Raw genomic sequence first — 8,902 nt, 5'->3', positions numbered from 1 at the left:
CAACTGGCGGAGGCGGTGAGATTCGAACTCACGAACGGTTGCCCGTTGCCGGTTTTCAAGACCGGTGCAATCGACCACTCTGCCACACCTCCGTGGTGTCGATAGGCTGGCTATTCTAGCCGGCCGCGGCGGGGGCCAGCATGCCGCGCTTCTCGATGAAGCCGATGACCTCCTGCAGGCCGTCTAGAGTCTTGAGGTTGGTCATGACCCAGGGGCGGCGTTCGGCATCGGGGCGCATGCGGGCGGTGTCCTGCTTCATGACCTCGAGGTTGGCGCCGACGTGGGGGGCCAGGTCGGTCTTGTTGATGACGAACAGGTCGCTCTTGGTGATGCCGGGGCCGCCCTTGCGCGGGATCTTCTCGCCGGCGGCGACGTCGATGACGTAGATGGTGAGGTCGCTCAGCTCGGGGCTGAAGGTGGCGGCGAGGTTGTCGCCACCGCTCTCGACGAAGATGACATCGGCATCGGGAAACTTCTCGAGCATGCGGTCGATGGCCTCGAGGTTGATGGAGCAGTCCTCGCGGATGGCGGTGTGCGGGCAGCCACCGGTTTCCACGCCCATGATGCGCTCGGCGGGCAGCGCGCCGCTGACGGTGAGCAGGCGCTGGTCTTCCTTGGTGTAGATGTCGTTGGTGATGGCGATCAGGTCGTACTGCTCGCGCATGGCCTTGCACAGCATTTCGAGCAAGGTGGTCTTGCCGGAGCCGACCGGGCCGCCGATGCCCACGCGCAGGGGCGGCAGCTTCTTGGTCCGGTGGGGGATGTGGTGCAAAGAGGTCATGAGCGGAAGAGGCGTGAGTACTGGGTTTCGTGGCGGGCCGAGAGGATGGCCAGCCCGGGGGCGAAGGCCTGCCGGGTGTCGTCGTCGAGCGAGCGCGCGAGGGTGATGGCCTTGGGTATCTCTCGCACGAGCCGGGCCAGGATGCGCTGGCCGGCGCTCTGGCCGAGGGGAACGGATTTGATGGCGGCCTGGACTATGTTCTCGGCCCAGCCGAAGGCAAAGCCGGCGAGGCTGTCGTGCAGCGAGGCGCCACTGGCCGCGGCGGCGCAGGCCATGGCGACGGGGTAGCTGGGCGGCGACAGCGCGGCCGATTGCAGATGGGTGGCCACGCCTTCGCCCAGGTCACCGAGCGAGCGCGCCCAATCGAGCAGGGAGCGGCCCATCTGTTCGGCCTGCTGGCGCAGCTCCTGCGTTTCGCGGGTGGTGAGCACCCAGGCGTTGAGGGCGCGGATGCGCGTCAGGTCGTCGGCCTGCCAGGCCGGGATGGCCTGTGCGATCACGGCCAGGTCGCTGTGAGCGAGACCCAGGTGGAGCTGGTCGCTCAACCAGGTGGCGGCACTGCCCTCGTCGTGGACGATGCCGGCATCGACGGCGGCTTCCAGACCTTCGGAATACGAAAACCCGCCGACCGGCAGGGCCGGCGAGGCGAGCCACAGGGTGCGCAGCAGACTGTCAGTGGTGCTCATGTGGATGGCCGTCGGGGCCATGATCGTGGGCATGCGCGTGGTCATGGTCATGGCCGTGGTGGTGACCGTGACCATGGTGCGTGTGCCCGCCATCGCCGTAGGCACCGGCCTCGGGCTCGAAGGGCTCCTGCACCTCGGTGACGGTCAGGTGCATGGCGCGCAGCATGTCGGCCAGCACGTGGTCGGGCTCGATCTTGAGGTGGTCGGGCCGGAGTTCGATCGGCACGTGGCGGTTGCCGAGGTGGTAGGCGGCGCGCATGAGATCGAAGCTGCCGCCGTGGTGGTCGTGTCCATGGCCGTGACTGTGACCATGACCGTGGTGGTGATCATGGCCATGGCCATGGTGATGGTCGTGGTGGTCGCAGGGCGTGATGCGCAGCACCGCCTGGGGCGCGGCGACCACGCGCAGCAGCGAGCCGTCCTCGGCGATGAGGACATCGCCGCCGCGCACCACGGTGCCGCGCGGCAGAAAGACGCCGACACGCCGGCCGTCGGAGGTTTCGGCGTCGAAGCGGCTTTTCTGGCGGATGTCCCAGTCGAGTGTGAGGGTGGGGGCCCGGCGCAGCAAGGCCTGCGCGAGTCCCTGGCCCTGGGGAATGAGCCTGGATGCCTGGAGCATGGTGGTTTCCTGTGAATGGGGTCAGAACAGGAAGTATCGCTGTGCCATCGGCAGCTTGCTGGCGGGCTCGCAGGTGAGCAGCACGCCGTCGGCACGGACGGTGTAGCGCTGCGGGTCGATCTCCATGGCGGGCAGGTAGCTGTTGTGGACCATGGCCGCCTTGGTGACGCCGCGGCAGGCCTGCACGGCGACGGTGGTCTTGTGCAGGCCGTAGCGCGCGGCCACGCCGGCGGCCTGCGCGGCCTGCGAGACGAAGCTCAGGCTGCCGCGCGCGAGCGAGCCGCCGAAGGCGCCGAACTGCGGGCGGTAGTGCACGGGCTGCGGCGTCGGGATGGAGGCGTTGGGGTCGCCCATGGCGGCCAGCGCGATGCTGCCGCCCTTGAGGACGAGCGCCGGCTTGACGCCGAAGAAGGCGGGCTTCCAGATCACCAGGTCGGCCCACTTGCCGACTTCGATGGAGCCGACGATGTGCGAGATGCCGTGCGCGATGGCGGGGTTGATCGTGTACTTGGCCACGTAGCGCCGGACGCGGAAGTTGTCGCTGCGCGCGCTGTCTTCGGGCAGCGAACCGCGCTGCGCCTTCATCTTGTCGGCGGTCTGCCAGGTGCGGATGACAACCTCGCCCACCCGGCCCATGGCCTGGCTGTCGCTGCTCATGATGCTGATGGCACCCATGTCGTGCAGGATGTCCTCGGCGGCGATGGTCTCGCGGCGGATGCGGCTCTCGGCAAACGCCAGGTCCTCGGGGATGGACGCGTCCAGGTGGTGGCAGACCATCAGCATGTCCACGTGCTCGTCCAGCGTGTTGACCGTGTAGGGCATGGTCGGGTTGGTGGACGAGGGCAGGAAGTTGGCCTCGCCGACGACGCGGATGATGTCGGGAGCGTGCCCACCACCGGCCCCTTCGGTGTGGAACGCGCACAGCGTGCGGCCCTTGGTGGCGGCGATGGTGTCTTCGACGAAGCCGGATTCGTTGAGCGTGTCGGAGTGGATGGCCACCTGAACGTCCATCTCTTCGGCCACGTCCAGACAGTTGCTGATGGCGCTGGGCGTGGTCCCCCAGTCTTCGTGCAGCTTCAGGCCGATGGCGCCGGCGGCGACCTGCTCGCGCAGTGCGTCAGGCTGGCTGGCGTTGCCCTTGCCGAGGAAGCCGATGTTCATGGGCAGTCCGTCGGCGGCCTGCAGCATGCGTTCCATGTGCCAGGGGCCGGGCGTGCAGGTGGTGGCGAAGGTGCCCGTGGCCGGTCCCGTGCCGCCGCCGAGCATGGTGGTGACGCCGGAGGCCAGGGCCTCGTCCACCTGCTGCGGGCAGATGAAGTGGATGTGACTGTCGATGCCGCCGGCGGTGACGATGCTGCCTTCGCAGCTGATGATCTCGGTGCCGGGGCCGATGACGATGTTCACGCCGGGCTGGGTGTCGGGGTTGCCGGCCTTGCCGATGGCGGCAATGCGGCCGTCCTTGAGGCCGATGTCGGCCTTGACGATGCCCCAGTGGTCGATGATGAGTGCGTTGGTCAGCACCGTGTCGACGGCACCCTGTTCACGCGTGCGCTGGCTTTGCGCCATGCCGTCGCGGATGGTCTTGCCGCCGCCGAATTTCACTTCCTCGCCGTAGCCGCCGGCGGCCAGCGTGTAGTCTTTTTCGACCTCGACGACGAGGCCGGTGTCGGCCAGGCGGACGCGGTCGCCGACGGTGGGGCCGAACATGTCGGCATAGGCGCGCTTGGGAATGCTGGGCATGTCAGAGTCGTCCTTGCGTGAGGCCGCGGAATCCGAACACGACGCGCTCGCCGGCGTAGTCCACGAGCTCGACGGTGCGCTGCTGGCCGGGCTCGAAGCGCACGGCGGTGCCACTGGCGATGTTCAGGCGCTTGCCGCGGGCGGCGGTGCGGTCGAATTCGAGCGCGGCGTTGGTTTCGGCAAAGTGGTAGTGCGAGCCCACCTGCACCGGCCGGTCGGCCGTGTTGCGCACCACCAGCGTGGTGACGGCGCGACCGGGGTTGAGGACGTGCTCGCCGTCGTCGATGAGGTATTCGCCGGGCGTCATGGTCGTGCCCCCGGTCAGATCTGGCCGAACAGGTACAGGCCGGCGCCGCCCAGGAGGGCGCCCAGACCGCCGAGGGCAAGGTGGCTGCGCGCGGCGAGCCAGCGGCGGATGGCCAGGCCCGCGCCGACGCCACCGGCGTGCAGCGCGGCGGTGGTCAGCAGGAAGCCGGCGGCATAGCCGGTGAAGCCCGACGCGGGTGTTTCGGCGCCATGGGCCAGGCCGTGCAGCGCGGCGGCGGCGGCGATCAGCCCGAGGCCGGCGGCCTGGGGCATGGGGCGGCGGGCCAGCGCCAGCATGGCGCCGAACAGCACCACCGACAGCGAGATGCCGTGTTCGAGGAAGGGCAACGTCAGGCCCATGAAGCCGAGCGCGGCACTGGCGGCCAATGCCAGCAGGAAAACGGTGGGACCTTGCCAGGCCTGGCGGGCGGGCAGGGCGGCCACGGACCAGACGCCCACCGCGACCATGGCCAGCAGGTGGTCCGGCCCGAAGGGGTGAACGAGCCCTTCCATCAGGCTGCTGGTGCCCTGCCCGGTGTGGGCGTGGGCGGCGGCGCAGGCGCCCAGCAGGGCGGTGGCGGTCAGGGGTTTGATCAGGGCGGCGTGTTTCATCTTGACGGCGTGCGGTCGGGGTGGATCAATACAACGGGGTCGATCAGACGATGGGCTGGTGGACGGTGACGAGCTTGGTGCCGTCGGGGAAGGTGGCCTCGACCTGGATGTCGGGGATCATCTCGGGCACGCCCTCCATCACGTCCTCGCGTGTGAGCACGGTGCGGCCCTCGCTCATGAGCTGGGCCACGCTCTTGCCGTCGCGCGCGCCTTCCATGACGTGGGCGGTGATGAGGGCCACCGATTCCGGGTAGTTGAGCCTGAGGCCGCGCGCCTTGCGCCTTTCGGCCAGCAACGCGGCGGTGAAGATCAGGAGCTTGTCCTTTTCTCGGGGCGTGAGTTCCATGGTGGATGCGCTTCTTGTCGTTCGGGAATGACCGGTGGGTAGCAAGCTCCGTGCCCTGCTTTGGCGCGTGGCACGGAAACTGCAGAACGGTGCGCGTGAACACCGTCTCCGAACCCGTCAACGATCCGGCGCAGGGCCGCCCCCAGCCGGATCAGCCCCCCCGGGGGGCAGCGACCCGCGAAGCGGCGGAGCGTGGGGGCAACGATCCGGCGCAGGGCCGCCCCCAGCCGGATCAGCCCCCCCGGGGGGCAGCGACCCGCGAAGCGGCGGAGCGTGGGGGCCATGACCTCGCGCCCCAGCGCATCATCAAGGTGCGCCGTGACTACAACGCCTGGGTCGCCCGCGAGACCATGGAGGACTATGCGCTGCGTTTCACGCCGCAGCGCTTCCGCCAGTGGAGCGAGTGGCGCGTGGCGAACACGGCCTTCGGCGTGTCGTCCTTCCTGGTGCTCGAAGCCGTCGGGGCGACGCTGCTGGTGAGCTATGGCTTCATCAACGCGGCGCTGGCCATCCTGTGCACGGGTCTGATCATCTTCCTGGCGGGGCTGCCCATCAGCGTGTACGCGGCGCGCCACGGCGTGGACATGGACCTGCTCACGCGCGGCGCGGGTTTCGGCTACATCGGCTCGACCATCACCTCGCTGATCTACGCCTCGTTCACCTTCATCTTCTTCGCGCTGGAAGCGGCGGTGATGGCCTATGCGCTGGAGCTGGCGCTGGGCATTCCGCCGGCCTGGGGCTACCTGATCTGCGCGGTGGTGGTGATCCCGCTGGTCACGTATGGCGTGTCGGTGATCAGCCGCTTCCAGGTCTGGAGCCAACCGCTGTGGCTGGTGATGATGGTCGTGCCGTTCGTGGCCGTGGCCTGGCATGCGCCGCAGGTGTTCGCCGACGTGGTGCACTATGGTGGTGCGGACGGGCGGGGTGCCGGCTTCGACTGGCACCTGTTTGGTGCGGCTCTGACGGTGGGCATCGCCCTCATCACGCAGATGGGGGAGCAGGCCGACTACCTGCGCTTCATGCCGGCACCCAGGCCGGGGCGCAAGCTGCGCTGGTGGGCCGGCGTGATGGCCGGCGGCCCGGGCTGGGTGGTGCCCGGCGTGCTCAAGATGCTGGGCGGCGCGGTGCTGGCCTACCTGGCGATCACGCACATGGTGCCGGTGGAACGCGCGGTGGACCCGAACCAGATGTACCTCGTGGCCTACGAGTACCTGCTGCCCCATGGCTGGGCGGTGGCGGCGACGGCGCTGTTCGTGGTGGTGTCGCAGCTCAAGATCAATGTCACCAATGCCTACGCCGGCTCGCTGGCGTGGAGCAACTTCTTCTCGCGGCTGACGCACAGCCACCCCGGGCGCGTGGTGTGGGTGGTGTTCAACACGCTGATCGCCTTCATGCTGATGGAGATGAACGTGTTCCAGGCCATCGGCGAGGTGCTGGGCCTGTACTCGAACATCGCCATCGCCTGGATCATGGCGGTGGTGGCCGATCTGGTCATCAACAAGCCGCTGGGCTGGTCGCCCAAGGGGATCGAGTTCAAGCGCGCCTACCTGTACGACGTGAACCCGGTGGGGGTGGGTGCGATGGGGCTGGCGTCGCTGCTGTCCATCCTGGCCTACCTGGGGCTGATGGGCGAGCTGGCGCAGGCCTTCTCGGCGGTGATCGCGATGGCGACGTCCCTGGTGGCGGCGCCGCTGATCGCCTGGGCCACGCAGGGGCGCTACTACCTGGCGCGACAGGCCACGCCGTCGCCGTGCGGCGGGGCGGGGCAGTGCGCGGGCTGCGGCGACCAGGCACCGGTGACGGTGCTGCGCTGCGTGATCTGCGAGCGCCACTACGAGGCCCCGGACATGGCGCATTGCCCCGCCTACCAGGGCCCTATCTGCTCGCTGTGCTGCACGCTGGATGCGCGCTGCGGCGATCTGTGCAAGCCGAATGCACGCCTGGCGGCGCAGTGGCAGGCCGCCCTGCGGCGCTTGCTGCCGGCGCGCGTGTGGCCGTACCTGGACGCGGGGCTGGCGCACTACCTGTTGCTGATGCTGGTGGTGGCGCCGGCGCTGGCGGCGGTGCTGGGCCTGCTGTACCGGCAGGAGCTGCTGGGCCTGGGAGACCGGCTGTTCGTGGCCAACGCCGCCGCGGCCGACACCCTGGATGCGGCGGTGCGCTCCGGCTTCCTGCGCGTGTACGCCGTGCTGCTGCTGGTGGCGGCGACCGTGTGCTGGTGGCTGGTGCTGGCGCACAAGAGCCGCGAAGTGGCGCAGGAGGAGTCGAACCGACAGACGCACCTGCTGATGCGGGAGATCGAATCGCACCGCCGCACCGACGAGGCGCTGCAGCAGGCGCGGCTGGCGGCCGAGGCGGCCAACCAGGCCAAGACGCGCTACATCAGCACCATCAGCCACGAGCTGCGCACACCGCTCAACAGCATCCTCGGCTATGCGCAACTGCTGCAGGAAGACGGTGGCATGCCGGCGCACCGGGCACAGGCGATCCGCGTGATCCGGCGCGGGGGCGAGCATCTGCTGTCGCTGATCGAAGGCACGCTGGACATCGCGCGCATCGAGTCGGGCAAGCTGCGACTGAACGTGCGGCCGATGGCCTTTGCCGATGCGATGCAGGAGGTGGCCGGGCTGTTCGAGCTGCAGGCCGCCGCCAAGGGGCTGCGCTTTCTCTATGAGCCGATGGGCGCGGGGCGGCCGGACCTGCCCCGCACCGTGCGCGCCGATGAAAAGCGCGTGCGGCAGATCCTGATCAACCTGCTGGGCAACGCGGTGAAGTTCACGCGCGAGGGCAGCGTGAGCCTGCGCGTGGGCTACGCGCGCGAGATGGCGACCTTCGAGGTCAGCGACACCGGGCCGGGCATGACGCCGCAGGAGCTCGAGCGCGTGTTCGAGCCGTTCGTGCGCGGCCAGCAGGGCGACGGGCCGGCGTTGCCGGACGGCAGCGTGGCCGGTCACGCCGGCACGGGGCTGGGGCTGACCATCGCGCGCATGCTCACCGACCTGATGGGCGGCGAGCTGACGGTGCGCAGCCAGCCCGGTCAGGGCACGACGTTCACGGTGCGCCTGTTCCTGCCGGAGCTGCGCGACGTGGTGGTGGCGCGCCCGGCGGCGGCACCGGTGAGCGGCTACGCGGGCCCGCGGCGGCGCGTGCTGGTGGTGGACAACGAGGAGGCCGACCGCGAGCTGGTGGCGCGCTGGCTGCAGCCGCTGGGCTTCGAGGTGCTGATGGCCACCAGCGGCGACGACGCGCTGCGGCTGCTGGAGGGGCTGCAGCCGGGCGACACCGGCGCACCGCACGCGATCTTCATGGACCTGGCGATGCCGGGCATCGACGGCTGGGAAGCGCGTCGGCGATTGCAGGCGGACGGGTGGTCACAGGTGCCGCTGGCCATCGTCTCGGCCAACGCGTTCGACAAGGGCCTGCTGCAGACCGACCCCGAGCACGGGCAGGGGCTGGCACCGCAGGATTTCCTCGTCAAGCCGGTGCGGCGCGAGGAACTGATCGGCTGGCTGGGCCGGCGGCTGGCGCTGCACTGGCTGCCGCAGGACGGGCCGGCACCCTTGCCCGTGAGCCCGCCGGCGCCCAGGGTGGCCGATGCCAAGGCTGGGGTCGACGTCGCCGGCACCGACTTCGGTGCCTTGCTCGACTGTGTGCGCCTGGGCTACACGCGCGGGGTGGTGCAGTGGCTGGACGACTGGGAGCGACGCGAGCCGGCGCACGCCAGCCTGGCCGCGCAGTGGCGCCAGCTCGCCAGGGAGTTTCGATTCGAGGCCATCGAGAGGGCCATCCAGCACCATGACCTTGCCTGACAG

The 8,902-nt window shown here is 69.6% G+C and carries 8 protein-coding genes and 1 tRNA gene; 1 reads left to right on the top strand and 8 read right to left on the bottom strand.

Annotated features, from left to right (window positions below):
- Positions 1-4: 4 nt before the first annotated feature.
- The 8 genes from PHQ87_RS04840 to PHQ87_RS04805 form a co-directional block, all read right to left on the bottom strand.
- A tRNA-Ser gene (locus PHQ87_RS04840) sits at positions 5-92 on the bottom strand.
- Positions 93-115: 23 nt separating this feature from the next.
- Entirely contained in the window at positions 116-781 is a 666-nt protein-coding gene (ureG, locus tag PHQ87_RS04835; RefSeq protein ID WP_300231743.1) for an urease accessory protein UreG, read from the bottom strand.
- Complete coding sequence (locus PHQ87_RS04830; RefSeq protein WP_300231749.1) at positions 778-1,512, bottom strand: urease accessory protein UreF; 735 nt, start codon at positions 1,510-1,512, stop codon at positions 778-780. The genes ureG and PHQ87_RS04830 overlap by 4 nt, the downstream gene beginning before the upstream one ends.
- Positions 1,454-2,086, bottom strand: coding sequence for an urease accessory protein UreE (locus tag PHQ87_RS04825; protein WP_300231742.1), 633 nt, complete (start codon positions 2,084-2,086; stop codon positions 1,454-1,456). The genes PHQ87_RS04830 and PHQ87_RS04825 overlap by 59 nt, the downstream gene beginning before the upstream one ends.
- Before the next feature lie 21 nt (positions 2,087-2,107).
- Positions 2,108-3,826, bottom strand: coding sequence for an urease subunit alpha (ureC, locus tag PHQ87_RS04820; protein ID WP_300231741.1), 1,719 nt, complete (start codon positions 3,824-3,826; stop codon positions 2,108-2,110).
- Between the two features lies 1 nt (position 3,827).
- Positions 3,828-4,133: an urease subunit beta gene (locus PHQ87_RS04815; RefSeq protein WP_300231739.1), complete on the bottom strand. Its 306-nt coding sequence runs from the start codon at positions 4,131-4,133 to the stop codon at positions 3,828-3,830.
- 14 nt (positions 4,134-4,147) lie between these two features.
- Entirely contained in the window at positions 4,148-4,744 is a 597-nt protein-coding gene (locus PHQ87_RS04810) for a HupE/UreJ family protein (protein WP_300231738.1), read from the bottom strand.
- Positions 4,745-4,787: 43 nt separating this feature from the next.
- Complete coding sequence (locus PHQ87_RS04805) at positions 4,788-5,090, bottom strand: urease subunit gamma (RefSeq protein WP_300231736.1); 303 nt, start codon at positions 5,088-5,090, stop codon at positions 4,788-4,790.
- A gap of 350 nt (positions 5,091-5,440) precedes the next feature.
- On the opposite strand from PHQ87_RS04805, the gene PHQ87_RS04800 reads away from it, so the two are divergent.
- Positions 5,441-8,899 carry an ATP-binding protein gene (locus tag PHQ87_RS04800; protein WP_300231747.1) on the top strand — a complete coding sequence of 1,153 codons (3,459 nt, stop codon included), beginning with the start codon at positions 5,441-5,443 and terminating at the stop codon, positions 8,897-8,899.
- Positions 8,900-8,902: the final 3 nt, after the last annotated feature.

It is taken from the genome of Hydrogenophaga sp. (genome assembly GCF_028698005.1).
Classification (GTDB): domain Bacteria; phylum Pseudomonadota; class Gammaproteobacteria; order Burkholderiales; family Burkholderiaceae_C; genus Hydrogenophaga.
This window is presented reverse-complemented; position numbering and strand designations above follow the sequence as displayed.